Origin of the sequence: Spirosoma aureum (genome assembly GCF_011604685.1) — a bacterium.
Classification (GTDB): Bacteria; Bacteroidota; Bacteroidia; order Cytophagales; family Spirosomataceae; genus Spirosoma; species Spirosoma aureum.
This window is the reverse complement of sequence record NZ_CP050063.1, coordinates 271,447-298,399: the sequence shown is the minus strand read 5'-3', so window position 1 is coordinate 298,399 and position 26,953 is coordinate 271,447. Positions and strand designations below refer to the sequence as shown.

Below are 26,953 nucleotides of genomic sequence, written 5' to 3'. Positions count from 1 at the left end.
ACATTGCCCGTTTACCAGCCAATGACTTTCAATGGCGACTGGCTTATTACGCCTGTTGCGCAAAAGGCCGCTATCTATCAGGCAAATGGTGGTAAGGATCTGGTTATGTCAAATGGGCTGATAACCAGACGATTTCGAATCAGCCCAAATCTGGCAACGGTCGATTTCCAGAATCTGACAACGGGCGAGCAGTTTGTCCGATCAATCCGCCCGGAAGCCATGTTGGTACTCGATGGGAAAACATACCGGGTTGGCGGTTTATACGGTCAGAAGGAACATGCCTACCTGCGTGAAGAATGGATTGACCACTTTACCGCTGGCCCAGATGATTTTCAGTTCAAATCCTTTACTGTTTCTCCTATAAAACCAGTCATTAACTGGCAATCCCGGACCTGGGCTTCTACCCGCAATCAGTCAACAGGCCAGGAATTAACACTCTTATTCGCTACTAATCAGCCTGAGCTACAAGGTATTGACGTTGCAGTGCATTATACAATTTATGACGGTATTCCAGCCCTGTGCAAATGGGTAACGGTTCAAAATAAGAGCCCGAAAAAAGTACATATCAACCAGGTTATCAGTGAGAATCTGGCGATGCCCGAGGAGGAGTCGGCTGTGGTCGGGAAACCCGAACAGATGAAGAAACCACAACGGATTTACATTGAAAATAACTATGCGTTCAATAATTCGATGCGCTATGACCTGTCCGATCAGGCAACGCATTGGAAGACCGACTCACTCTACACATCGCAGGTAAACTACAACTACGAAACGCCCTGCGTGCTGGAAGTATACCCCACTGTTGGGGTTGGCATTGATCTGGAACCTCAGCAGACATATACGTCGATCCGTACACATGAACTATTGCTCGATTCGTATGATCGGGAGCGAAATGGTCTTGCCCGCAGACGGTTTTACCGAACCGTAGCGCCCTGGACGACGCAGAATCCAATATTTATGCACCTCATCAGCACCGATCCGGAAGCAGTAAAGCGTGCCGTTGACCAATGTGTCGAAACGGGATACGAGATGATTATTCTTAGTTTCGGCAGTGGCCTGAATATGGAAGATACAAGTGCCACTAACATCCGAAAGTTTAAAGAGTTAGCTGATTACGCCCATGCTAAAGGTATTTTATTGGGCGGCTATTCGCTGTTCAGTAGCCGCCGGATCGATGATGACACCGATGTAATTGATCCTAAAACTGGTTTGCCAGATAAAGGAGCATTTTTTGGCCACGCGCCCTGCCTGGCTAGTCGCTGGGGAATCAATTACCTCAACAGTCTGAAGCGATTTATTATAGAAACAGGCTTTGACCTACTGGAGCATGACGGTCCTTATCCTGGCGATGTCTGTGCTTCGACAAAACACCCTGGTCATAAAGGGCTCGATGATTCACAGTGGGTGCAAATGGAGATGCAGAAAGGGTTCTACCGATTTCTAAACGAGAAAGGGGTTTACATCAACGCGCCTGACTGGTATTTTATGGATGGTACCAACAAGATTGCCTTGGGTTACCGGGAGGTGAATTTTTCGTTATCACGGGAGCAGCAGAAAATCCTGAACCGGCAAAATATCTTTGATGGAACCTGGGAAAAAACACCCGCGATGGGCTGGGGATTTGTCCCATTGACAAAATACCAGGGGGGCGGTCCAGAAGCTGTATTCGAACCACTTAGTGAACACCTGACCGACTACGAACAGCTTATGATGCAGTATTATGGATCTGGTGTACAGGCCTGTTACCGGGGACCACGGCTTTACGATACCGAACAAACGAAGCAGACGGTTAAACGGGTCATTGGTTGGTACAAAAAGTACCGCCAGCTTTTAAACGCCGATCTTATTCATCTTCGGCGACCGGATGGGCGTGACTGGGATGGAATTATGCACGTCGATCCTTCTCTAAAGGAAAAAGGATTAGTGATGCTTTTCAACCCATTGAAAACAAAAATTACCCGGATCATAAAACTGCCGCTTTATTACACCGGCCTTGATAAAGTGGCCACGATTAAACAGGATGGCGGAAAGGGTAAAGTTTATAGCTTAAACAGGAAGTATGAGGTGGAGTTACGGGTAGAAATTGAGCCGGAGAATTATACATGGTTGTTAATCGAGTAATTATCGAAAAGATTCTAACAGAAATGGTTACTAAAAATGTTGATCTGATTAGAATTGCCACCGCGCCTGGATTTTCAGTTCCGATTTGTGGGAAGCATTGATCTGGTCGAGGTCTGAGCCAACTGTAGTTTGATCGGTAAAGTCGGTACGAGCCCAACGAACCCAAATCGCGACATGTCTGGTGAGGTTATAGTGTGCCATCAGGTAATGCCGCACACCGTGGTTGAAATAGGCCGGGAAAGAGAATGCATACAGAACATCACGCTCATAGACGTATTGACGGCTGTCGTTAGTGTCCGTTCCGAATAGAGCCACCCGGCTGCTTAAACTTAGCCGACGAATAACCCACGTAGCATCCTGCACCAGAACAAAACCAGTTGAAGGCGATCGTCCTGCATAAACAAAACTCCCCCATTGTATGCGCGATCGTAAGGATAATCCACGCGTAGGTATATACTCCGCATTCAAAGCTAGGTTCCTGCGTATTGTGCCGACCGTGACTTTAGGATCGCTATCAGGCAGGTTATTCTCTTTGTGCTCTTCATGAACAACGAGATAGAAAGCCGTTTTTCGATTTGGCGTGTATCGGGCCTGTACTAAATAGTCAAAACCGTGGGATGGTTTATCGACCAGAAATTTAAGCCATGGGAAACGAAAATAATCTACAAAACCTCCTAGCGTTAGCTTTCTGTAAAGGGTGTATTTCAAACCCAGATACGCACCTGATTCATTACTATTACGGCTACTTTCACTGAAAGCATTGCCATAAAAGCTATGAAAATTTCGGTCGTAGTGCCGGAGCACAACAGCTACGTCCAGCTTTTTTGTCAAACTGGCCAATGTGCCAGCCACTGCCCCAATACCACCCGAATTATTTTCTGAACCACTGCTACGGGCTATTTCGCCGAAAAAATTCCAGTTATGCCAGACATAACCACCATGAAAACCAACAACAAGGTTTTGATTACCAGAAAATTCGTACCGATTGTAAGGCAAATTACGTCGCTGATAAAATTTATCGAACGATGTTCTTAGCGCTGTTAATCCCAACTGTAAACTTTTTTTGTTGTGATAAAGCAAATGTGTTCCAATCGTTGTTTCAAGTAAGCTTCCCTGATCGTCTAGTTCCGATTGGGTACGATGTAAGCCTGATGTTTGTAAGGATGTAGCTATAGATTCTTGACCTGTGGGATCTATTGCCGTGTTGGCGTCACGCGGGAAACTGGAAACTAACAGCGTAAGGTCAAGTTTGGGGCATATTGCATAGGTAGCCGTTCCACCTCGAAAGTAGCCATACTCGGTTAATGAAGTGTACGGCCGTGCTCCTAAAGTTGGACGTCGGACGGTTTGTACGGTCTCCGCGTTTTTGCCCAGGACAAATCCTGCCGATAGCACTAACCCCTGCCCAATCTGCAACTGATAATCCCCAAGCAGGATGTTCCGCCATCGACCGCGGTTTTGTAGCTGTGCATGAAACGAAACATAATCGAACCCATACCGCCGGGCCGACGGTTGCCAGCCCATTGTTTCACCAGGGTCTTTCTCTATCGTCAGGCCAATGCTAAAAGCTCGCGGTCGACTATACCGATAGCGGGCATACCATTGTTGAGAATTACCGAGATAACGGGCGGAGAGTTTACCGTTTTTGTCAGGCACGGACTCTGAAAAGCCTTTCTGTTGCTCCAGAGTTTGCTCATAGCGTACGACTAGGTAATTGTCAGTTGGCGTAGGTAAAGTGCCCAATAGCCGGGGATTACCAGTCACCGTTACAAACGGAATTAACCGTCGGATCGTTAGCAGATCGAAGTCGGGGACGGCCTGAAGTTCATAGATAGACAACAAATCACCGAAAGCCATGCGATAAGCTTCCAGACTACTTAGCTGACGTTCGGTAAGCAGATAAGTAGTTTCCAACTCGTCGCGGGTAGCCGTATTCAGGTCGAGTGGATTGGCATAGAGTTGGGTAAGTGCTTCATAAATTGATTGATAATCAATTCCTTCGGCTTGCACAGAAAACAAGTCCTGCAAAGAGCGGGTCACTACATCGGAGCTGTCGGCATCCCGATTTGGCTGATTCTGTTGGGCAACAGCGGAGACAGTGATAAGCCAACTGCCTATAATGAACAGGTAGATAGAACGCACAATTGTCTGAACAGTTGGATAACTTATGCACTTATAGAACCTAATCAGGTTACTTTATTGGACGTGACTCCTTAAGGTAAGTAACCAAATGGATTCGTATAAATACAATGGCGCACCTACTGTTCAGCCATTAGGAGAATCGGCGTTTTAGAATTTCAACCAGTTCACTAACCTCATCGCTGCTCATATCCCAAAGATACTGTGACGCATACCGATACGAAATGAGATCGAGCGCCTGCCCGTAATTGTTCAGCGTATCGATTTCCTCGATAGCTTGATTATAAGCACTAGAGTTACCGTTAAAGAGCTGGTTAATGAAACGAAATTTTTGATTGAGCGAAATGCTGCGCGAAATACTCTCGATGGGTGCCCGATGGAATGTTTCGGCAACCGTAGCTGGCTCGGCCGGAGAGGCTCCGCGTAATGTTTCGTTCAGAGTAGGCACTGTTTCGTCGGATCGAATCGGCGAGTTGGTCTGAACCATAGAAGGCTGCGAAATAGTGTCGGTCTGTACTTGCGATGGCTGGCTAATTGGATCAACAGGTTCTGGGCCAGCAGAGCTACCGTCGAGAAACATTGGCCCGCCTGTATCAGAATCATCCACTAATTCCGGTTTGGGTACCGGGTCCGGCTCGGGTGGTGACGCTGGCGGAACTGTAGAAGCTGATAAATTTGCGTCTGCAGTGCCGATTGGTGCCGTATTATCTATCGGTACTAACGGGGCAGGTGGAACCGATGATTCTATCGCGGTATCGAAAAATGACCGGCCCGGTGCTACAGGAATAGTGTCGGGTACGTGGCTGCGCAATAGAGCCGATACATTCATCGGCACTTTTTCCGAAAACAAAGTAACAAACTTGTCGTAATGTTCCAGCTCATGACCCCGTTGCGTTAGGGCTTCATCCAGATACCCCAGGGCCTGATTGACGTACACAAAAGGTTTCCCATTCATCCGTTGGGTAATATGAGCCGGAATGAACTGATTAATTTTTGTGTAGCGTGTAATTTGCTTTAAGGCCGGAGCCGTAAGGGTAAATTCAGGCTGACTGCGCAGGATATCGTCAAAATAAGCCCTCGGGTCGAAAATCATGGTAATCGTCCGGCGAGTGGCATCGGCAAGCAGCGGTTCCAGGTGTTCGCGCCGAACAGAAATATATTGTGACACAACATTCATGAAATTCTGCAGGGCTTCCTGTACGTCAGCGCTTGAGAAATCAAAATACGGACTGCGAAACTTCTCGGCGTCGGCCTGCCATTTATCCGACAAGCTGCTGATGACGAACAGGTTAATCTGGCTGATGGGCGTCAGCGACAGAATTTGCTGACCGGTGATGGTTGAGTGATGCTGGTAAAAGTCGGAGGCTGTCCGACGGGCGTAGGACTTGCTATATTCAGTGAGCGCGTTGGCGTTAAACTTGTTCGACATCGGGAAAAGCCTTTGTTTTGTAAAGATAAAGTTTTCGGACACAAACCGCTTTTGGCCCGTAAATAATTTAAAAAAAGTGGTTTATGTCCTAAATTAAGCCAACGATCGAAAACTCGACTTGTTCGATCAATAATTATCTATCGGCTTCTACAACGACCGACACCAAATGTTTATTGAACCCACTCGACGACGTGAACCACCCCATCTCCGAACCGGCTGGATCGAGGTGATTTGTGGCTCAATGTTTTCCGGAAAAACCGAAGAACTGATCCGGCGGCTGACTCGTGCCCGCATTGCTAAACTAAATGTCCGGATATTTAAACCGGCTCTCGACACGCGCTATGACGAGGTAAATATTGTTTCGCATTCGGCTCTGACAATTCACTCAACACCTGTGCAAACAGCGGGCCAGATTTTAGCGCTGGCGGGCGATTGCGATGTAGTTGGTATCGATGAAGCTCAGTTTTTCGACAAAGAAATCATAGACGTGTGCCGCGCCCTGGCCGACCAGGGCCAACGGGTGGTCGTGGCAGGCCTGGATATGGATTTTTCGGGTCAGCCTTTTGGTTGTATGCCTCAGTTGATGTCTACCGCCGAATACGTAACCAAAGTTCACGCCATTTGTGTTGTTTGTGGCGATATTGCCCAATATTCGTATCGGCTTGTGCCTTCGCAGGAGCGTGTATTACTAGGTGAAACGGATAGTTACGAAGCCCGTTGCCGTCGTTGTTACAACCTGGGCGAGGACGCTGGCCAGAAAGAATGGGCTTACGAAGATGCTCATAATGATGAGTGATGAACAATTCATGTATAGGACAAAAACTGGGCGGCTGTGGTTGCTTAGCATAGTCGTATCATTTATTATTCATCATTCATCATTTTCTCAGATCGGCAGCTGGCAGTCGCACGCCAGTTATCGGTCGGGTCAGACCGTTGCCATAACGGCCAATACGGTTTATGCGGCCACTAAGAATGGGTTTTTCTACGTCGATAAAGCCACGAATCAAACGGTCACGCTGTCGAAGAAAGATGGACTCAGCGATGTTGGTATCAGTCGTTTATTCTATCTGGCGGATCAGAAACGGCTGTTGATCGCTTATCAGAATGGTAATCTGGATTTTCTGTCATTATCAGACGCTGGTGAGCCGGTTGGTGTCGTAAACGTAAACACGATTCTTACGGCTACGAATCTACCCATCTCCCGTACGATCAACCACATTAACCGTGTTGGTACAAATGCTTACCTCAGCACTGATTTTGGTCTTGTCTTGCTGGATGTGGTTAAGAACGAAATCCGGGATACATACTTTAGCCAACGGTCCGATGGCTCAGCGCTACCTATTTATCAGACCACTACGACCGCTGATAGTCTCTATGCCCTAACGGCCCCTTTACTCTCTGCCGAATCCGGGCGACGAATCCGGGCTGTGCGTTTTGCGGCAAATGTCAATATTGCTGATCCGGCCAACTGGAAAATTGTTCCAGAACCTGGGTCTCAACTCGAATCCATCGTTACCAATCAGGGGCGGTTATCCGTAACGGTTAACGGACAGGGCATTTACGAACGGCAAACCGGTCGGTGGGTACTCACGCAATCGCTTTCGAATCCACTTATTCGACAGTTTCCGGCTGCAGCTGGCCTTATTCTGGCAACGGATAAGGCCGTAACATTACCTGGTTCTGGTTCAGTTACCAGCGCTTTACTGGCTAATCCACGCGAAATTATGCTGGATGGGAGTACTATCTGGATTGCCGATACACAGAGTGGGTTACTATCTGGAAGTGCAGGCGTATTGCAACGGGTTTCTCCCGAAGGGCCAACTCAGGATCTGTTTGCCGCGCTGTATGCCTATTCACAAACGCTTGTTGCTTTACCTAATGGGCCGCAGGATGCCACCCAATTAAATCCCAGTCAGCCCCCGGCTGAACTATTGTCTATACCTAATGAGCGGTGGCTGACGAATTCGACCAGTGGCCCCGCTCAGGGATTTAATTCGGCGGTTTATCTGTCAACTGAGCAGAAGTTATTTATGGGTAGCTACGGTGGTGGATTGTGGAGCCGTTCTGATGATCAGACGCTTAACGCTGTTACGTTGCCAGCCACTATTGGTGCCTATATCAGCAGTCTGGCAACTGACGTCGATGGTAATCTATGGATAGCAACGGCTGGACCTAATGCCCAGCAGGCTACCTTACATGTTCGGCGGCCGGATGGGCAATTTCAGTCGTTTTCGACAGTTAATCACCCTGGCATTGCGCAGGTTGTTCCGGACGATAATGGCTTTTTATGGCTTCGGTTAAGCTCTGGGGGCATTCTGGTTTTTGATCCACAGGCGAATCGGAGCCGATATTTGACAACGTTGACCGGTCAGGGTGGATTATTGACAAACTCAATACAAACATTGGTAAAGGATCGTAATGGTGCCATATGGGTAGGAACCGATCTTGGCCCTACGGTCTTCGATAACCCATACGGCGCCTTTGATGTCAGTATCGATGCGCAGCCACCCCTGCTTAACCGACGCCGGTTGCTGGCGAATGTGCCCATTACGGCCATTGCAGTCGATGGGGGTAATCGTAAATGGATCGGAACACGTGATGGACTTTACCACGTTGCGCCTGACGGGTCTCAATTGCTCGACACTTTTACGGCTGATACAAGCCCATTACCGGCTAATTACGTTCAGGCACTGGCTATTGAGCCGATAAGCGGAACTGTATTTATTGAAACCGGAATGCCTAGCCAGTCTACGGGTATAATCTCTTATCGGGGCCCGGCCACCGAACCTGCCAGCGTATTGAATAGCCTCACTATTTTTCCCAACCCTGTCCGGCCTGATTTTACAGGAACGGTTGGTATGAATGGGCTGACTGAAAACTCGACCGTTAAAATTTTGGATGCGGGCGGGCAATTGGTCTATGAGACCCGTTCGCAGGGAGGAACCGCTACCTGGAATCTGCGCGATTATCGGGGCCGGTCGGCGCAAACGGGTATCTATCTGGTCGTCGTCGTTACGGCCGATGGAACCGAAAGTCTGGCCGGGAAATTGGCTGTTGTCCGATAGCCTGAACAGATTGATCGGGAATAAGTTGTCAATCTATTTGCCTGTAGATAACGTATAGTTTATTCCTTAACCGATCAGATATGCTGCACCTTGACGCTCAAAAAATTGATATTCTACAAGATTACCTCCGTCGACGTGGCTGGCTCGATACTGAAGAAATAATCTCATCAGTCGAAAAACCAGGCGAAGGGAATATGAACTATACGCTGCGTGTTACAACACCCAATCGGACGCTGATTGTCAAGCAGTCACGGGATTATGTGGAGAAGTATCCAACGATTCCGGCTCCGGCTAACCGGGCGGTTATTGAAGGACGGTTCTATCAGAAAACGCAGCCAATCCCAATGCTGGCAAGTTATATGCCACAGCTTCTGGGTGCCGACGACGAAAATAATATTCTTGTCCTTCAGGATTTAGGCGATTCCAGCGACTACACATTTTTGTACCAGCCCGGCCAGCTCCTGAATGAGTCCGATACGCTGGCCCTCACAGAGTATTTATCCGAACTGCACCACCAGTTTTCGGTTGAAGCCCCCGACCCGATCTTTGCTAATCATGACATGCGGGCGCTCAATCACGAGCACATTTTCAACTATCCATTTCTGGAAGATAACGGATTCGATCTGAATACGATTCAGCCAGGTTTACAGAAATTAGCTATGCCATATAAGCAGGATGCTAAGTTGAAAATGATCGTTGAGCAGCTTGGTGAGATTTATTTATCAGAAAGTCAGCTCTACAGAGGAGGAGTGGCTGCACCCAAAACGCTGTTGCATGGCGACTATTATCCAGGAAGCTGGCTACAAACAACAGTCAATCAGGAATCCAGTATAAAAATAATTGATCCTGAATTCTGCTTCTACGGCCCCCCCGAGTTTGATTTAGGCGTAATGATCGCCCACCTGATGATGGCCCAGCAGCCATTATCCACCTTGAATGCCATTCTGTCGGATTACGAAAAACCAGCTGGGTTTGACGATACGCTGCGTCAGCAATTCACCGGCGTTGAAATTATGCGACGACTGATTGGGCTGGCACAATTGCCACTGAGTTTATCGCTGGAGCAAAAACAGTCACTGCTCACTGAAGCCCGGCATATGCTTCAATAAACTGAATACAGAAACGGCAAGGCTACTTATCTGTTCTTGTTCTTAGTAACCTTCATGCATTTGTTTCAAATAAATGCATGAAATCAAAATAGTCGTCTTTTTCTTTAGTTTCTAATGTTATCTGCTGATTTTGCTCAACCCCTTACTAAGCCCCGCCGGATCTGGCTTGATACTGATATTATGATCGGTATGAAAGATAAAACGCCCCGCGAGGTCGATGATGCCATCGCGCTCATTATGGCGCTTGAACATCCCGATAAAGTGGAGATCGTTGGAATTAGTACGATTACCTACGCCAATTATGCCTATGAGGTAACACAGAAAATTCTGGGTTGGTATAACAAAACGGGTCGGACGATTCCGGTATACCGGGGCTCTGATACAGCCAACGATGTTGGGGTGGAAAATGATGCTACGCGTGCGCTGGCTAATGCACTACGAAAGGAAAAAATGCCCATTCTGGCCATTGGGCCGGTCACGAATGTGGCAACGTTGATCAAAAATCATCCGGAACTGATCCCTCAGATTGAAGAAGTCGTCGTGTGTGCAGGCCGGACGCCGGGGCTACCCTTCAAGCCGGGCTTAGAGAAGCTTTCAGTCGGGGACTATAATTTCGAAATGGACCCGGAGTCCTTCCGGATTTTGTTCAATGCGGGCGTTAGAATGGTATTGTCGGGTTATGAGTGTAGCATTTATACGTTTCTGGGCAAAACAGACATCGATTTTCTGGCTAATGGTTCCGCAGATGACCAATGGGTTTATGATCAACTACGTCCCTGGCAGCAATTTAATGAAGAACTCTTCGGCGTAGATGGATTCGTTCCGTGGGATACCACCCCGCTCGGTTACCTGACTCATCCGAATTACTTCAAGTATTATCACGACATCCCGGTTCGGATCAACGTCCGCCAAAGTGATACGGAGCCTACCGGAACGAAACCTTATTTAGAAGTTTCTTACGATTACAACGACACGAACTGGCGGGCGATCTACGCTTATAAAACGCTGCCCGGCTTTGAGGAAATTGTAATCGAAGATTTAAAGCAGGCATCGTTGAAGAACCGGAGCTAATGCGTTTTCCTGGTTTCTCTAGTTGATCAGTAACCGTCGGTATCACTTCTTGTCATCATTACTAATTTTACGGCTTTGTTTTCCTCCCGAACTCATTTGCCCGAATTTGTAGCTGAGTGTCAGTCGGATAGAACGGTTTACGAATAACGATGTATTCTGGGCAGTGAATGAAGGCGCAAACTGATCCCCCGTTATTTTAACTGTTCGGTTAAATGGGTTGTTGAGGTTCATGGTCAGGCTGACTTTCTTGTCCATAAATTCCTTTTTGGCCGATAGACCATAATAATACCAGCCGGAATTTCTGCTCTGGAGCGATATCCAGCCTGATCCAACGTAACCATTGGCCTGTAGTGTTAAATCTTTGGGTAATTTATAGGAGATATTTGGGCTTGTACTCCATACCCAACCACTCGTGCGCTGATTGAGAGCAACGCTTGTGAGATCGACGTAGGTTAAATCGGAGCCAATGCTAAAATTGAGATTTTTGTTGGGCTGAAGCGTTAGATTGAGATTGGCCCCATAGCTGGCATTGCGGCCAATGTTTTGCGGTGACGAGAGTGCCGCGCCCTGTCCGTCGACCACGGCGAGCCATTCAATGGAATTGTTAGTCTGCCGCCAGAAAACGGCCGCGTTGAACGATGAACCTTCTTTGCCAAAGGTACTGTACGACAGCTCTGTCGCGTGAGTTAGCTCTGGATTTAGAAATGGATTACCTGTCTGAACGTTCTTCGGATCACTGTAATTCTTATATGGATTCAGATACCAGATGAGCGGTCGTGAAATCCGTTGGGTATAGCTGACTTTAAACGTGTGCTTCTTCCAAAGCGTTTTGGCAAGCGTAAAGCTGGGAATCAGATTCTGGTATTGATTGGTGAATCGACTTTGGTTTGTCACAAAATCACCTTCGATACGGGTGTGTTCCAGCCGTGTTCCGGCGGTTAGGTTCCATTTGCGTTTGGTGTCTATTTTCAGAGATGCGTAACCAGCCACCACCCGCTGGTTGTAGGTAAACTCATTAGATCGACCAGGGTCAACGGCATAATCGCCTTCCAGACCGGTCAATGCCTGCTCAATAACAAACTCACTGCCAATATCACGCAGGATCGCTTTTGCACCAGCCTCTGCCTTAAATGTCAGTGTGTCCCGCTTTGTTCGAGCTGTGAACGGGTGGGAATAATCCGTCTGGAAGGTATATTCGTTATTTCGACTCAGGTTAGTGCTGCGTTCCAGATACGTCGGCACTTCCGACGTCATATCCGTTTGCGTAATGGTGTAATAGTAGTTATCGGGCATTCGCGCATATTGAGTCAGAACAGCCAGCTCCTGTCCTGGTTTTTTGAATGATTTGGTCCAGCCGAGGTTAAACTCCGTATTCCCGTATGGATTTCGGAACCTGATGTCACGGTGATAGTTCTGCGATACGTTACCCTGCATATCAACCAGGCGACTGTCGAGCGTGCTATTCATCGGGAAATTACCGCCCCAGGCATTACCCGAAAAATTGATCCGGTTCGTTGAATCCGGGTCATAATCAAGACTCATCTCGCCAAAACCTCCCGTACCGGTGTTATCGCGGCTTGTACGCTGACGCAAAATACTCGTAGGCTTCCCATCTGTTAAGGCCGTACGCGTACTGCTATTTTCGCCAATGTTTCGGTACTGATAACCATTCAGAGAAATGGCCAGCCCAAGCTTTTTGCCTTTTACGTTCAGATTGCCGCCCAATGAACGGTTCATGTTACCACCCGTTGCATTCACCGTTCCATTTGTGCCCTGCACTCCTTTTTTTGTAATGATATTTATAACACCGGCTGAGCCTTCAGCATCATATTTCGCGCCGGGGCTGGTGATTACTTCCACCGATTTAATGATATTGGCTGGCATCTGTTTGAGGGCATCGGCCAGATTTCGCGCCATTATTGACGACGGCTTCCCGTTGACCAGTACTTTAATGTTGCCACTACCACGCATCTTCAGATTACCATCTAAATCGACCGTTAGCATCGGCACTTTGCGTAGTACATCTACGGCTGTTCCGCCGGTATTCGACACATCTTTTTCCGCATTATAAACAAGACGATCGCCTTTATCCTCAACCAGCGCTTTTTGCCCAACTACATTTACTTCCTTCAGATTGTGGCTGTCGGGTGATACAACGACTTTTCCTACATCTGTAACTGGCTTTTCGTTTGTGATCGCTACATTATTGAGCACACTCGTTCGATAGCCAACAAATGAGAAAACGAGCTTATAGGCGCCTATAGCCACTTTATCAATAGTAAAAGCTCCGTTCTCGTCAGTTGTTACACCAGTGATGAGTTTACTGTCGGCCGTTTGTAAAGCGACCGTTGCAAAGGGGATTGGTTTCGTTGTAACAGAGTCGGTAAGGAAACCGGTAATGCGTCCTGAATTTGATTGACCGAAGGCTATTAATGGAAAAGTTAAGAATAAGACCAGGAAAAGGTTTTTCATAACGAAGGGAAAGGAAAGATCACTGGTTTGTTGTGGGAGTAGTAGGGCAAAGCTAAGTCGTCACAAAAGAAGGTTACATGCCGTTATGGAAATTTAACATTTCGACCAACGCCCGATTTCTCTCGACTAACACTACAATGAAAAAGGCCAGCAGTAAAAGCGTGCATATGGAGTCATCGATTCAATACGATGATGCCGGAAACGGGAAGCAGGTTGCCCTCTTATGCCTATTTAACATGGGTGTAAGAGGGCATCTGATTAATATTGAAAGAAGCCGTAAACGATCATTTGACGAATCAGGGCATTTTGCCTAATTTTGATCAGTTTTTTAGCCAATGTCATCGATTAGTCGTACGATTGATCGAAGTGACATAAAACGAAATCAACCGATTCAGGATGAGAGAAATACAGTTCCGCGAAGCCCTGCGGGAGGCCATGTCGGAAGAAATGCGCCGGGACCCGAAAGTCTATCTGATGGGCGAAGAAGTCGCCGAATACAACGGAGCCTACAAAGTCAGTCAGGGAATGCTGGATGAATTTGGCCCGGAACGGGTGATTGATACGCCTATCGCCGAATTAGGTTTCGCCGGTATTGGCGTTGGTTCCGCGATCAACGGCCTTCGGCCGATTATTGAATTTATGACCTTTAACTTCTCGCTGGTGGCGATTGATCAGGTCATTAATTCAGCAGCTAAAGTAATGTCAATGTCGGGCGGGCAATATTCCTGCCCGATTGTGTTTCGGGGCCCCACGGGCAATGCCGGGATGCTGTCGAGCCAGCACTCGCAAAACTTCGAGAACTGGTTTGCCAATACATCGGGCCTGAAAGTTGTTGTTCCGTCAAATCCTTATGATGCCAAAGGATTACTCAAGTCCTGCATTCGTGATAATGACCCGGTCATTTTCATGGAATCGGAGCTTATGTATGGCGATAAGGGGCAAGTGCCGGAAGAAGAGTACCTGATTCCAATTGGGCTAGCTAACATTGTTCGTGAGGGCAATGATGTAACGATTGTATCCTTCGGTAAAATTATGAAGGTTGCGTTGGCTGCGGCTGAAGAGTTGGCAAAAAATGGTATTTCTGCCGAAGTAATTGACCTGCGCTCCGTTCGTCCGATCGATTATGCAACGATTATTAACTCGGTGAAGAAAACAAACCGCTGCGTCATCGTTGAAGAAGCATGGCCGCTGGCCGCTATTTCGTCGGAGTTGACGTACAATATTCAGCGGAATGCATTCGATTATCTGGATGCACCCGTCGTTCGGGTCAACAGCATGGACTTACCGTTGCCATACGCACCAACACTGATCGAAGCGATTCTGCCGAACGTTAAACGGACGTTGCAAGCGGTGGAGACAGTGATGTATAAAAAATAGAGCAACTCCCTGATGGCAGGGAGGCATAAAAAAGCATCGGTCGTTCGGGCCGATGCTTTTTTATGCCTATAAAAAAAGCCCGACCGTATTTTGGGGGAGCGTCTGTATTGGCGTAGTTGTTGTTATAACGACCTTACCTGGCAATTAGTTTAGGCTACGAAAAATAGTTAAATAATTTTTCGTAATATTCGTATCAATGAAGGAGATGCAGGAAAAAGTAGAAAAAGTGCCTAGAATTCGCCCGACAGGACGAATTATCTACGAAGTTACCATTCAGCATGTTGGTTCATTGAATGCGCTTCGACAGCGAGAGTCGAAGGTTATCTTCTTTTCGAATTTACGTAAAGCGGTTGATGCCATTACCGCTGAGTTGGCGCTTACGAATTGGCCACCCCGGATCAATTATACCGCAGTCTATAGGGGAATTAAGCAGCGGGAGTTTTACAGCTGCGACTTTGATGTGGCAGGAACACGTGTGTTTCGCATTAAAGTAGTAGCCCGCGTGTTAAATCCGGCCCTACCACGATTGGGAATCGATGACAATCCAACTAAATGATTTCTTGTGCCTAAAGCCGTGCCCAATATTGACACGGCTTCAGAAAAGAAGGCCACGATGAATTGTGTCTTTATCAGGGATTTTGCGAAAGCCCGTGCCACGGTTACTAATGAAGTGAAAGCAAACCGTGGCACGGCTTTCGCAAAATCCCTGTTTATATTACTTTCCAACGGGTTGCTCACTGACAACCGGAACAGTTGTCTTTTTAATCGCTGCCAGCCCACCTTCTACATTAACGACATTATCAAAGCCGCGGGCTTTCAGGATTGAATTGGCTACCATTGATCGATAACCACCGGCGCAATGAATGTAGACTGGTTGGTCACGACTAAGTTCAGCCAGGTAGTCATTCAGGTTATCAAGTGGGAGGTTTTCGGCACCATCGACATGTTCACTGGTAAACTCACTTGACTTGCGTACATCCACAACATGTGTTTGATTGGCCTGCCATTCAGCCGCAAACGCTTCCGCTGAGATTGAGTTGATCGTATCAACTTCTTTCCCTGACTGTTCCCAGGTATCGAATCCGCCGTTGAGGTAGCCAATACAATGGTCATACCCTACACGAGCTAATCGGAGAATTGTTTCCTGTTCGAGGCCTGCGGGTGTTACAAGCGCGATAGGCTGCACCAGGTCGGGAATTAAAGCGCCAACCCAGGGGGCGAATTGCCCATTTAAGCCAATATTGATAGCGTTCGGAATAAATCCTTTCGCAAAGTCAACGGCGTCGCGAACATCAAGAACCAAAGCCCCTGTTTCATTGACTGCTGTCTCAAAGGCATCGGCAGAAAGTGCATGACTACCACGCTTGAGTACTCGATCGAGGCTTTCGTAACCTTCTTTGTTGAGCCTGGCATTCTCCGCAAAATAAGCCGGAGCCGTTGTCAGGCCATCGAGAACCTGCTCAATAAATTCATTTCTGGACTTAGCCCGAAGCGCGTAATTGAATCGTTTTTGGTTGCCAAGGGAGTCCGTCGTTTCCTTACTCATATTCTTACCGCAGGCCGATCCGGCTCCATGAGCCGGATAAACGATAACATCATCGGCAAGTGGTATGATCTTGGTTTGCAGGCTGTCGTAAAGCATGCCCGCAAGGTCTCGTTCGCTTAATTCACCTTTAATCGCGAGGTCTGGCCGACCTACATCGCCAATGAACAGCGTATCACCCGTGAAGATGGCATGATCTTTCCCGGCTTCATCGATAAGCAAATAGGTAGTCGATTCGGGCGTATGGCCAGGAGTATGGAGTACCTTGATACGCACATTACCAAGCGTAAATGTTTCACCATCCTTGGCATGATAAGCGTTATAACTCGTATTGGCATTAGGGCCATACACAATGGCAGCCCCCGTTTTTTTTGCCAGATCAAGATGACCCGACACAAAATCAGCATGAAAGTGGGTTTCGAAAACGTACTTTATTTTCGCGCCCGCTTTTTCCGCTTTTCGAATGTAAGGAGAGGTTTCACGAAGCGGGTCAATGATGGCTGCTTCGCCATTGCTCTCGATATAATAGGCTCCCTGGGCCAGGCAGCCCGTATAGAGTTGTTCAATAATCATGGCCACAATTTTATCCAGGCTTATAGGCTATTCAGAGTGTAGATAATTCTTTCAGAATCATATAGCAGGCTACCAACAGTACGAACCAACCAAAGCCTTTTTTGAGTCGGTCGGGCGCAACAAAACGGGCTAAGTACATTCCGACGAAAATCCCAACAATGGATAAACCCGTAAATGGTAGTAGAAAATTCCAGTCCAGGTCGGTATGATGAATATCGCCCATAAACCCGACAAAGGAATTAACGGCAATAATCAGCACTGAGGTGGCCACTGCCCGATGAATGGGTAGGCCTGCCATCAGTACCAGCATCGGTACAATTAGAAAACCACCCCCGGCGCCGATCGTTCCGGTTAGTAAACCAACGGCTAATCCATCGAGGGCCAGCGCCCCATAGCGTGGATTTCCGTCGGCTGCTTCACCCTGTTCGGGCCGGGCGCTTTGAATCATGGCACGGGCCGCCAGAATCATTACCGTTGCAAAAAAGTATAAAATGGCGTCACTTTTAGGCAATACAAAGGTGTTGAACTGAAACAGCGGATCGGGTAGGGCAGGGACTAAAAAGCGACGACTTAAATAGATTGAAACAAACGAAGGAAGGGCAAATGTGGCCGTTACGCGCAAATCAACCTTTTTTTGCCAAATGTGATTTAGCGATCCAACCAGCGATGTTGCTCCAACCACGAATAGCGAGTAAGTGGTTGCCAGCACCGTTGGAATGCCGAATACGTATACAAAGATTGGTACTGTCAGAATAGAACCTCCACCGCCGGCCAGTCCAATAACCAGTCCAACCAGCAGTGCCGATGCGTATCCAATAAACTCCTGTCCACTCATTTCAGGGCAAAGGTACGCGTCCTGTTGAGATGTATAGTCTATAGACTAATGAAAAAGTCCCTTGGCAGCGTTACCAAGGGACTTTTTGAGGAGTATTACAGCGAAGAAATTAGTCCTGATGATTCAGATGACTATTCCGACGGCTGTAGGTGAAATAAACGATCAGACCCAATGTACACCATATGACGAAAGATATTTTGGTATCTGTCCGAAGATTATACATCAAATACAGATTAGCACAGATACCTAACGTGGCAATGACAGGCAAAGCGGGTGTCCGATAGGGGCGCTCCAGATTTGGTTCACGCACCCGAAGTAGCCAGACCGCTCCGCAAATCATAGCAAAAGCCAGCAGAGTACCAGAGCTACAGAGTTCGGAAACTTTATCGATAGGTGTCAGCGAAGCAACCGTTGCAACGATCAGACCGACCAGGATTGTGCTTTTCCAGGGCGTTTTGAAGGTTGGGTGAATAGAGGCAAACATGTTTTTTGGTAATAGCCCATCTTTAGCCATACCCAGGAAAATACGAGTCTGCCCAAGCATCATCACCAACATTACAGAAGTAAGTCCGCCCAGGGCTGCAATTGTGATGATATAAACGGCCCATGTTAATCCCTTATCCGCAAATGCCTGAGCTACTGGAGCTTTCAGGTCAAGATCTTTGAAAGGCACCATGCCTGTCAGTACGAGCGAAACGAGAATGTACAGGATTGTGCAAATGATAAGCGAGGCAATAATAGCGAAGGGTACGTCTTTTTTTGGATTGATAGCTTCTCCCGCCTGGGTCGACACGGCATCGAACCCGATATAAGCGAAAAAGACAATACTGGCAGCTGTGACAATACCATTAAAGCCATAGTGCTGCTGCCCTGAATTATCGATAACTGGTTGTGGAATAAATGGAGTCCAGTTGGTTGTATCGATATAAAATGCCCCTACAATAATGACGAAAATAACGACCGCCACCTTTACAATTACGATAATGTTGTTTGTGCTGGCGGCTTCTTTGATACCCCGTACCAAAATATAGGTAACGACAAGTACGATCAAAAACGCGGGCAAGTTTACAGCAAATGAAAAATCCGGGATAATTTCACCCGCAGCCCGTAGTTTTTCGGCTTTTTCCTGTGCCGTAATAGGGTCATTCATTAAATAGATAGGAGGGGTTATTCCAAACAGATGGAGTAACTTTTCAAAATAACCAGACCAGCTTACGGCAACTGTCGTGGCTCCCATCATATATTCCAGAATAAGATTCCAGCCAATAAGCCAGGCAAAAATCTCGCCCACCGTGCCATATGAATAAGCATAAGCAGAGCCTTCAACGGGTAGAATGGATGCAAACTCAGCATAGCAAAGAGCTGCGAATGTACAGGCGACACCGGCCAGTACGAACGAGAGCGCCAGCGCGGGGCCAGCCCAGTCGTGAGCGGCAATACCAGTGAGCACAAAAATTCCACCTCCAATAACGGCTCCGATCCCAAGCGATGTTAGCCCCCAGCGGGTTAACACACGTTTGAGTTCACTTTTTTTCATATCAGCTTCGTAAGCCGCAAGGGGCTTCTTACGCCAAACACTGGTATCAACTGGTTTTAGTTTGGTTTCCATGCAGGAAAAGAGAGTTTGGTGATTGTGTCTTTTAGAGAAATATTCTTAGGTTAAAACGTCTGGAAAGATACAAAAAATAAAGAGTGAAAGCGTAAAAGAGTGAAAGAGTGAAAAAATCTATTGGATTGTTCCGCTCTTTCACTCTTTTACGTTTCACTCGTTACCTTATGATTGCGATGGACGAATCAGAGGTGTTTTTACTTTCTTTTCTTTTTTTGCCGTAAACTCTTCGGGCGTGGCAGGTGCTGCGCTCGTAAAGTCAGACGGAATGGCATCGAATCCGGTTTTCTTTTCAATGGTGGCAGTTGGTGTTCCGTTATCTTTCTCCTGATCTCGGCTCAGCGCATCAACCACAATCGGGGTGGCCACAAACAACGACGAATAGGTACCGACAATGACACCAATCAGCATAGCGAACGAGAAACCCCGAATGGTTTCTCCACCAAAGATGAAGAGTACAAGTAATACCAGAATCGTTGAGAAACCAGTTACGGCCGTGCGACTCAATGTGCTGTTCAGGGCGTTGTTGATAATGGTCGGGATGCTTTCTTTTTTGCCCCGGTTTTCACTGAGGTATTCACGAACCCGGTCAAATACAACAACAGTATCGTTCATGGAATAACCCATAATCGTCAGCAAGGCACCCACAAATGCCTGGTCAACATCGAGCGAGAAAGGCAGCAGGCCGTTGAAGATCGAGAAGATAGCCAGAATGATCAGTACATCGTGGAACATGGCAACAACAGCACCATAACCAAACGCCAGTCGCTTAAATCGGATCAGAATATAAATAAATACGACTGCGACGGCCAATAAGATAGACCATAATGCCGATGTCAGAATATCGTACGCAATAGTTGGTCCGACTTTTTGCGAGCTTTCGATACGAGCCGGATTGCCGGTCAGGCTGCTTAAGCCTTTGTAGATAGCGGCTTCGGCCCGTTTGTCGGCACCCTGCGAATTATCATCAACCAGATAGGGCGTCGTTACTTTTACCTGATTGGCACCAATACCCGTGCCACCATAGGTTTTAACTTCGGGCGACGAACCTAATACACCTTCGAGCGAGTTACGAACGTCGTCGGTACTTACCGATTTTTCAAAGCGAACGACATACGACCGGCCACCTTTGAAATCGACACCCAGTCCGAATCCTTTGAAAATAACGGAGATGATACCGGCAGCAATGATAACGGATGAAACCGTGTAGTACAGTTTCCGCCGGGAAACGAAATCGAAGTTAGAATCTTTGAACAGGTTCTTTGCCCACGACGAGGTAAACGTCAGCGTTTGTCCATTCCGGATATAATATTCCAGAATGATACGGGTGATGAAAATAGCTGCGAATAATGAGGTCAGAATACCGATGAGAAGCGTTGTCGCAAAACCCAGGATTAAGCCCGTACCGAAAATGAACAGGACAATACCCGTCAGGAATGTCGTCACGTTCGAATCAATAATAGACGACATTGCATTCTGGAATCCATCCGTAACAGCCTGTTTGAACCCCTTGCCCAGCGCCAGTTCTTCTTTGATACGCTCGAAAATAAGTACGTTCGCATCCACAGCCATACCAATCGACAATACGATACCCGCAATACCCGGCATGGTTAACACCGCACCCAGTGATGCCATTACGCCCATCAGGAAGAACAGGTTAATAATCAGCGCTATGTCAGCAATAAATCCGGCCCGGTTGTAATAGAACACCACGAAGCCCAATACCAGCAGAATACCGACAATCGACGAAAGCACACCAGCACTTACGGCTTCTGAACCCAGCGTCGCTCCGACAACATTTTCTTCTACGATTGTGGTTGGCGCAGGGAGTTTACCAGCTTTCAGCACGTTGGCCATGTCTTTGGTCTCTTCAACGGTGAAGTTGCCTGATATGCTCGAACGACCATTTGGGATCTCGTTCTGCACGTTTGGCGCCGTATAAACCAGGTTGTCGAGCAGAATAGCTACCGGCCGACCAACGTTGGCAGCCGTCAGATTTTTCCATTTGCGACCACCTTCAGCGTTCATGTTCATCGTCACTTCCGGACGGCCACGGTCATCATAATCGTTGGCGGCATCGGTAATAACATCGCCTTCAAGCGGAGCGCGACCGCCTGGTTTTTTCAGGAAGTAGAGCGGCAGAATTTCTTTGCCATCCGTTGCTTTGAAGGTCTTACGATCCCAGGCGAAGATAGCGTCGGCTGGGAACAAGCTGCGCACTTCAGGAGCATTCAGAACGGCATTGGCGCGAGCTGTATCTTTCAGGTAAACACCTAGCTGATCCTGGCCAACTGGCAGGAACAATTGAGTAAGAGCGGTTCCCTGAGCAGCTGCAGCCGCAGTATCACTTTTAGCCGTCGAGTCTTTCTTTGACCCCTGAGCCAATTGCGATTCGAGGCTGTTTCCTTTGGTGGCCGTTCCGGCAGCAGGTGTTGTGGCAGTTGTTTTTATGGCTGCTTTACGGGCGGCCTCTTCGCGTAACAGATAAGCGCCCATTCCTTCGATGGCAGGAGCCAGTTCGTTCAGGCGGTAAACTTCCGTGAATTCGAGTTTGGCAGCACCCGTCAACAGACGACGAATCCGCTCGGGGTTATCAACGCCCGGCAGTTCGATCTGAATCCGGCCCGAACCGGGTAACCGTTGAATGTTTGGGTTGGCTACACCAAACTTATCGACCCGCGCCTGAATGATCTGGAATGCTCGCCCGAAAGCGCCATTCACTTCATCATTCAGTAATTTCCGCACTTCCGTATCCGACGACTGGAAGTTGATTTTGCTCCGGTTTGCACTCGTCGCAAAAACACTCGCCAGTTTGGTTTCTGGAGCAAGCTTCTTGAAGTTGTCAGCAAACAAGTCGACAAAGCTTGTATTACTTGTCTTCTTATCTTCAGCCGCTAGTTTCAGCGCTTCATTGAATTTCGGATCGCGATTGTTTCCCGACAGCCCACGTAGAATATCGGCAGGCGATACTTCCAGCACTACGTGCATACCACCCTGAAGGTCGAGGCCAAGGCCAAGCTCCCGTTCGGTAACTTCCTGAAGTGTGCTACCCAGATAGACGGGTTCTTTCCAGAGCGAATCAAGGTAGTGCTGCTTTTTAGAACGGTCGACCTGACCTTGCTTGTTAGTTGCGTAAGCCTCAGCATCGTCTTTGATGCCCCGCGAGACAAACGTAAATGACAGGAAGTAAACGCAGATAGCTGCAATTACGCCCGTCAGAATGAGTATTCCGGTTCGGTTTTGCATTGATTTCCACGGATTAGTGTCCGTGATTAGGATAAGTGGTACTGATAGATGAAAAAGAATATGTTATCTGGCATGAAATCCAGTAAACACGGTAGAGACGCGCGGGCTAAAACTGAAAAATCAGTCGGGTAAAGCACCTGCCCACCCGTACGTTAGGGCGCATTTGTGGCAATATGATGCCCAAAGACGAATTTGAAGTAAGAAAAATAGAAATGCGGGAGTGTAAAATGCCGGAGCAGGGGAACGCTCAACAGCAATAAAATCACGAGCGTCGGAGCTGGAAGCAGAAACGCAGTCTGGCTGCCTCCATCTAACGTAATGGCTGGGGTAACGACCGCTTCGAATTGGGCCGCACTCAGTTGGACATCCGACGAGTGAGAATCAGTCGTTTTGCCCGCTTTGCTTTCTTGAGCAATCGCTTTCGTTGTCGCTAGCGTCTGATGATTGACCAGACCACCACGTCCCCAAACTGCCGTGAATAGCAGTAATGAAGCCAGTAGAAGGCTCGAAAGACGTTGTATGACGCGTGGTTGCTTCATAAATTTCCTTAGCGGATGACAAATTTCGTACCATTTACGGAACAATGCAAGTGGTTCTTACAGGATTAGCCGTATTTACAGGAATAGAAGCTACCTGAACGCAAAATAAGTAATGACTCCAGGCACATAAAGGCAAACTACCACGCAGGAATGAGCGAAAAAGACATGGTTTCGATCCTGATGAAAAAATAATCTTGCTACCTTGCGCCCATGAATTTGCACGAATTTATCCGGCTGGCTCTGGCCGAAGACGTCGGCGATGGCGACCATACATCATTATCTACAATTCCGGCTGATGCGCAGAAACGCGCCCGGCTACTGGTTAAAGAAGCGGGTATTCTGGCAGGAGTGGAAGTAGCGCAGGCCATTTTTGCAGAAGTCGATCCGTCCTTTCAGGTTGATGTTCTGATGCAGGATGGAACAACGATCGAACCCGGCGATATTGTTTTGACGGTGAGCGGTAATGCCCGAAACATTCTGACTGCCGAACGGTTAGTGCTGAACTGCATGCAGCGTATGAGCGGCATTGCTACGCACACGCGTCAGCTCGTCGATTTGCTCGAAGGAACGCGGGCAAAACTGTTGGATACCCGCAAAACCACGCCCAATTTTCGTATCTGCGAAAAAATGGCGACTAAAATTGGTGGAGCCGTGAATCATCGGTTTGGCTTATATGATATGATCCTGATCAAGGATAATCACGTTGACTACGCCGGGGGTATTGAAGCGGCCATTACAAAAGCTGTTTCTTATTTGAAAGAAACCGGCCGGACACTGCGGATCGAGATCGAAACCCGCAATCGGGCTGAAGTAGAGGAAGTATTACGGGTCGGGCAGGTAGATATCATTCTATTGGACAACTTTGAGCCGGATGGTATTCGCGACATGGTAAGGCTTATCAATGGCCGGTTTATCACAGAAGCTTCGGGAGGCATTGATGAAACGAACCTGCGTGCGTATGCTGAAACCGGTGTTGATTTTATCTCGTCCGGAGCGCTGACGCATCAGGTAAAAAGCCTGGATTTGAGTCTGAAAGCGTACTGACAAGGATTTGCTACTACTCTTCGGATAACTAACTACCCGAAGAGTAGGCGTTTATCTTGTGAAATAAACTTTCGCAATCTTTCCTGCTTCGACCTTATAAATCGCTACAGCTTTTACGGGATCTTTGTCAGCAGCGAACGTAACACTTTCGTGGTCAATCAACGTACTGCCAACCACGATCCGGTTAACGAGTTCGCAATGCAGGTTCCTGGTCTTCTCAAACATGCCACTGTATTGCTTGCGCATGGCTTCTTTGCCTTTATACAATAGCTTATCCGGGAAGGTATAAACCTCTACATCGTCTGCGTAGGGCTCCAGAAACGCATCGATGTTGCGGGCGTTATAGGCGTTAAGTTGTTTCTGAACGAGATTTTCGGGCGAGTCCGGCAGGATTTTTTCCGGTGTTGTAATGAAACCCCGATTGACAATCGTTTCCAGACTTGTCAGCGCGTCAATATTCTCCAGCGGACTCTGTTTCAGTATCAGCACATTGGCCAGTTTACCTTCTGCCAGACTACCGATCTGAGCTTCTTTGCCGAAAATCTTCGCTCCATTGATTGTTGCTGATTTCAATACATCAGCGGTTGAAAGACCGGCACCCTGCATTGCTTTCAATTCATCCAGAAATGACGTACCATGAAACGTGCCGGGATTACCGGCATCCGTTCCGGCCACGACATTGATACCTGCATTCCAGACTTTTTTTAAGTTAACCCGCTTAATGGAATCCCTTTTGCTCGAACGTGCCTGAAATTCCGGGCTGGCCAGTAAGCTGGTATATCGTTTGCGGATTTCCGGCTCGGGTAAATGTTTGAAGTCAAATAGGGTACCCAGGACGTATGGATTGGCATTCGCAAATTCATAAGGAGTCAGCTTCCGATCGTCGCTGAAGAAACCTGTGATACCCCGGTTTACAATCATGGTTGGACCGTAACTTACCTTGTTTTTCCGCATCAGATCGATCAATTCAGCGTCGATAATGCCGTCTTCAGGACTATGAACCAGGAAGTCGGCACCGTATTTCACCCCTAGTTTAGCCGCCAGTAACTCCTGCGTATGAATAGCCAGCTTGAGTCCGTTTTTATGCGTTTCATCAATCGCAGCCTGCACAATTGGGATCATCTCTTCGCCCGGCTTCCCCATTCCCCGAATGATGAACCAAACCTTGATAAAGTCAGGTTTGTAGGCCAGCTGCCGGCGTACTAACTCGCGGGCTTCTTCGGGGGTATTGGCTTTGATGATCGGCGAATCCTCGACTTTAAACGCTTCCGGCTGGTAGGTTGAAACGAGCGGCCCGGTCATCAAAATCTGCGGGCTGGTGTAGAGTTTGTTGAAACGGTCGCGATAGGGGAACTGGTAAAGCGGTCCGCCAATGTCGATCACGGTTGTGATTCCACATGCCAGATACCGACGGAGCAAGTCGCCCATATTGTCGCGGAGCCATTGTCGTTCGGTTTCGTAAGGGCGGTATTTGGCCAGATTGATACCATCGGGCCGGGTATAAATGCTTCCCGATTGAAACAGGTGGATATGGCTATCGATTAGTCCAGGAAGCAGCCATTTGCCTTTGGCATCAATGACCGTCGTATTGTCGGGTACTTTTAGATTCTTACCAATCTTTTTGATTAGTCCATTCTCGATCAGCAGGCTGCTATTTTCGCGCACGTTGCCCGTCTCGACATCAATTAAATTGCCACCCAGAATTAAAACCGGTTGTTTGGGTAATAGTATACTATCAGAAGTACTGGATTGGCTGTTTGCGGCTATCGTTCCGAATAGGAATAGGCTAAATAAAAAGTATTTCATTGATTTGCCCGTATAAATCAAGCTTTAGCGATAATCCAGATTGCAGTCTATTATCCCAACTATATTTCCCCGCATAATTGCAGTGCGGTTTCCCAAATCGGCTTACATTTACCCTACTGCGAAAACTCGCTTTACAAGTATGTGATCACCGTATAAGTGCAGCATTTATTTTTCCATTTCACGCAGCAGCTTATTGGCATAAATGAACTCATTCAATTCGGCTACGTCAGATTGAGTGATTGTATTACTATCTCCTTCCCAAAGTTTTTTGCCTTTATAGAGGAACATAATCTTTTCGCCAATTTCCATCATCGAGTTCATGTCGTGGGTAATAACGACGGTTGTGATCTTATACTCATCCGTGATCTCTGAAATGAGTTGGTCGATCTTGATGGATGTAAGCGGATCAAGGCCCGAATTAGGTTCGTCGCAGAACAGATATTTAGGATTAAGGACAATGGCGCGGGCAATACCGACCCGTTTTTTCATACCACCACTGATTTCTGAAGGCATCCGATCCCCCGCTCCTTCCAGCCCTACGCGCCGTAGGCACTCCTTCGCCCGATCTACTTTCTCGCTTTCCGACTGTTCGGTAAGCATATCGAGTGGAAAGCGAACGTTTTCAAGTACGGTCTTGGAGTCGAATAAGGCCGAGCCCTGAAATAATACACCCATTTCCCGCCGGATCGTCTTTTGTTCTTCCAGATCGCCGGTCAGAAAGTTGCGTCCATCATAAAGAACCTCACCCGAATCAGGCTTGATCAGCCCAATCATACACTTTAACAAAACACTTTTGCCAGTACCGCTACCACCAATAATTAAGCTAGTATCACCCGGTTTAAACGAGCCACTAATACCCGCCAACACCTGCCGGTCGCCAAAGGTCTTCGATATATCTTTGATTTCAATCATGGGCAATGAGTGAAATCGTCAATGCGTAAACGACCGCAACGATTTATTGCGACACGCATTCAC

At 47.6% G+C, this 26,953-nt stretch carries 19 protein-coding genes; 9 read left to right on the top strand and 10 right to left on the bottom strand.

The annotated features are described in order from the left end of the window. The first annotated feature begins 21 nt into the window (after nucleotides 1–21). Nucleotides 22–2,121, top strand: a complete 2,100-nt coding sequence (locus G8759_RS01240; protein WP_232074343.1) for an alpha-galactosidase — start codon at nucleotides 22–24, stop codon at nucleotides 2,119–2,121. Between the two features lie 48 nt (nucleotides 2,122–2,169). On the opposite strand, the gene G8759_RS01235 is transcribed toward G8759_RS01240, so the two are convergent. Continuing rightward, complete coding sequence (locus G8759_RS01235) at nucleotides 2,170–4,263, bottom strand: ComEA family DNA-binding protein (RefSeq protein WP_167204464.1); 2,094 nt, start codon at nucleotides 4,261–4,263, stop codon at nucleotides 2,170–2,172. 130 nt (nucleotides 4,264–4,393) lie between these two features. Next, nucleotides 4,394–5,689, bottom strand: a complete 1,296-nt coding sequence (locus tag G8759_RS01230) for a hypothetical protein (RefSeq protein WP_167204462.1) — start codon at nucleotides 5,687–5,689, stop codon at nucleotides 4,394–4,396. 166 nt (nucleotides 5,690–5,855) lie between these two features. Here G8759_RS01230 and G8759_RS01225 point away from each other — a divergent pair, with 166 nt between their 5' ends. The 4 genes from G8759_RS01225 (at nucleotide 5,856) to G8759_RS01210 (ending at nucleotide 10,934) form a co-directional block, all read left to right on the top strand. Continuing rightward, nucleotides 5,856–6,485 carry a thymidine kinase gene (locus G8759_RS01225; RefSeq protein ID WP_167204460.1) on the top strand — a complete coding sequence of 210 codons (630 nt, stop codon included), beginning with the start codon at nucleotides 5,856–5,858 and terminating at the stop codon, nucleotides 6,483–6,485. 10 nt (nucleotides 6,486–6,495) lie between these two features. After that, on the top strand, nucleotides 6,496–8,754 hold the full coding sequence (gene porZ, locus G8759_RS01220) for a type IX secretion system anionic LPS delivery protein PorZ (protein WP_232074092.1): 2,259 nt from the start codon (nucleotides 6,496–6,498) through the stop codon (nucleotides 8,752–8,754). Between the two features lie 80 nt (nucleotides 8,755–8,834). After that, nucleotides 8,835–9,863 carry a phosphotransferase gene (locus tag G8759_RS01215; protein ID WP_232074091.1) on the top strand — a complete coding sequence of 343 codons (1,029 nt, stop codon included), beginning with the start codon at nucleotides 8,835–8,837 and terminating at the stop codon, nucleotides 9,861–9,863. Between the two features lie 114 nt (nucleotides 9,864–9,977). Further along, complete coding sequence (locus G8759_RS01210) at nucleotides 9,978–10,934, top strand: nucleoside hydrolase (protein ID WP_167204458.1); 957 nt, start codon at nucleotides 9,978–9,980, stop codon at nucleotides 10,932–10,934. Nucleotides 10,935–10,976: 42 nt separating this feature from the next. Here G8759_RS01210 and G8759_RS01205 read toward each other — a convergent pair whose 3' ends face one another. After that, nucleotides 10,977–13,406, bottom strand: coding sequence for a TonB dependent receptor (locus G8759_RS01205; protein ID WP_167204456.1), 2,430 nt, complete (start codon nucleotides 13,404–13,406; stop codon nucleotides 10,977–10,979). A gap of 137 nt (nucleotides 13,407–13,543) precedes the next feature. Here G8759_RS01205 and G8759_RS01200 point away from each other — a divergent pair, with 137 nt between their 5' ends. The 3 genes from G8759_RS01200 (at nucleotide 13,544) to G8759_RS01190 (ending at nucleotide 15,339) form a co-directional block, all read left to right on the top strand. Further along, complete coding sequence (locus G8759_RS01200; protein ID WP_167204454.1) at nucleotides 13,544–13,720, top strand: hypothetical protein; 177 nt, start codon at nucleotides 13,544–13,546, stop codon at nucleotides 13,718–13,720. Nucleotides 13,721–13,802: 82 nt separating this feature from the next. After that, on the top strand, nucleotides 13,803–14,783 hold the full coding sequence (locus G8759_RS01195) for a pyruvate dehydrogenase complex E1 component subunit beta (protein WP_167204452.1): 981 nt from the start codon (nucleotides 13,803–13,805) through the stop codon (nucleotides 14,781–14,783). Between the two features lie 196 nt (nucleotides 14,784–14,979). Further along, on the top strand, nucleotides 14,980–15,339 hold the full coding sequence (locus tag G8759_RS01190; RefSeq protein ID WP_232074090.1) for a hypothetical protein: 360 nt from the start codon (nucleotides 14,980–14,982) through the stop codon (nucleotides 15,337–15,339). Nucleotides 15,340–15,498: 159 nt separating this feature from the next. Here G8759_RS01190 and G8759_RS01185 read toward each other — a convergent pair whose 3' ends face one another. From G8759_RS01185 to G8759_RS01165, 5 genes are all read right to left on the bottom strand, one after another. Beyond that, entirely contained in the window at nucleotides 15,499–16,899 is a 1,401-nt protein-coding gene (locus G8759_RS01185) for an MBL fold metallo-hydrolase (RefSeq protein WP_167204450.1), read from the bottom strand. Between the two features lie 31 nt (nucleotides 16,900–16,930). Further along, nucleotides 16,931–17,734, bottom strand: coding sequence for a sulfite exporter TauE/SafE family protein (locus G8759_RS01180; protein WP_162388587.1), 804 nt, complete (start codon nucleotides 17,732–17,734; stop codon nucleotides 16,931–16,933). Nucleotides 17,735–17,843: 109 nt separating this feature from the next. After that, nucleotides 17,844–19,343, bottom strand: a complete 1,500-nt coding sequence (locus tag G8759_RS01175; protein ID WP_167204448.1) for an APC family permease — start codon at nucleotides 19,341–19,343, stop codon at nucleotides 17,844–17,846. Nucleotides 19,344–19,508: 165 nt separating this feature from the next. Next, nucleotides 19,509–22,589, bottom strand: a complete 3,081-nt coding sequence (secDF, locus tag G8759_RS01170) for a protein translocase subunit SecDF (protein ID WP_167204446.1) — start codon at nucleotides 22,587–22,589, stop codon at nucleotides 19,509–19,511. Nucleotides 22,590–22,741: 152 nt separating this feature from the next. Continuing rightward, nucleotides 22,742–23,128: a hypothetical protein gene (locus tag G8759_RS01165; RefSeq protein WP_167204444.1), complete on the bottom strand. Its 387-nt coding sequence runs from the start codon at nucleotides 23,126–23,128 to the stop codon at nucleotides 22,742–22,744. Between the two features lie 210 nt (nucleotides 23,129–23,338). Between G8759_RS01165 and nadC the strand changes: the two genes are divergently transcribed. Continuing rightward, nucleotides 23,339–24,172 (top strand): carboxylating nicotinate-nucleotide diphosphorylase, encoded by an 834-nt coding sequence (nadC, locus tag G8759_RS01160; RefSeq protein WP_167204442.1) that lies wholly within the window; start codon nucleotides 23,339–23,341, stop codon nucleotides 24,170–24,172. A gap of 51 nt (nucleotides 24,173–24,223) precedes the next feature. Here the strand turns inward: nadC and G8759_RS01155 are convergent, their stop codons facing one another. After that, the gene (locus tag G8759_RS01155; RefSeq protein ID WP_167204440.1) at nucleotides 24,224–25,978 is read right to left on the bottom strand and encodes an amidohydrolase family protein; all 1,755 of its coding nucleotides are present in this window, start codon (nucleotides 25,976–25,978) and stop codon (nucleotides 24,224–24,226) included. 165 nt (nucleotides 25,979–26,143) lie between these two features. Further along, nucleotides 26,144–26,890 (bottom strand): ABC transporter ATP-binding protein, encoded by a 747-nt coding sequence (locus G8759_RS01150; RefSeq protein ID WP_167204438.1) that lies wholly within the window; start codon nucleotides 26,888–26,890, stop codon nucleotides 26,144–26,146. Nucleotides 26,891–26,953: the final 63 nt, after the last annotated feature.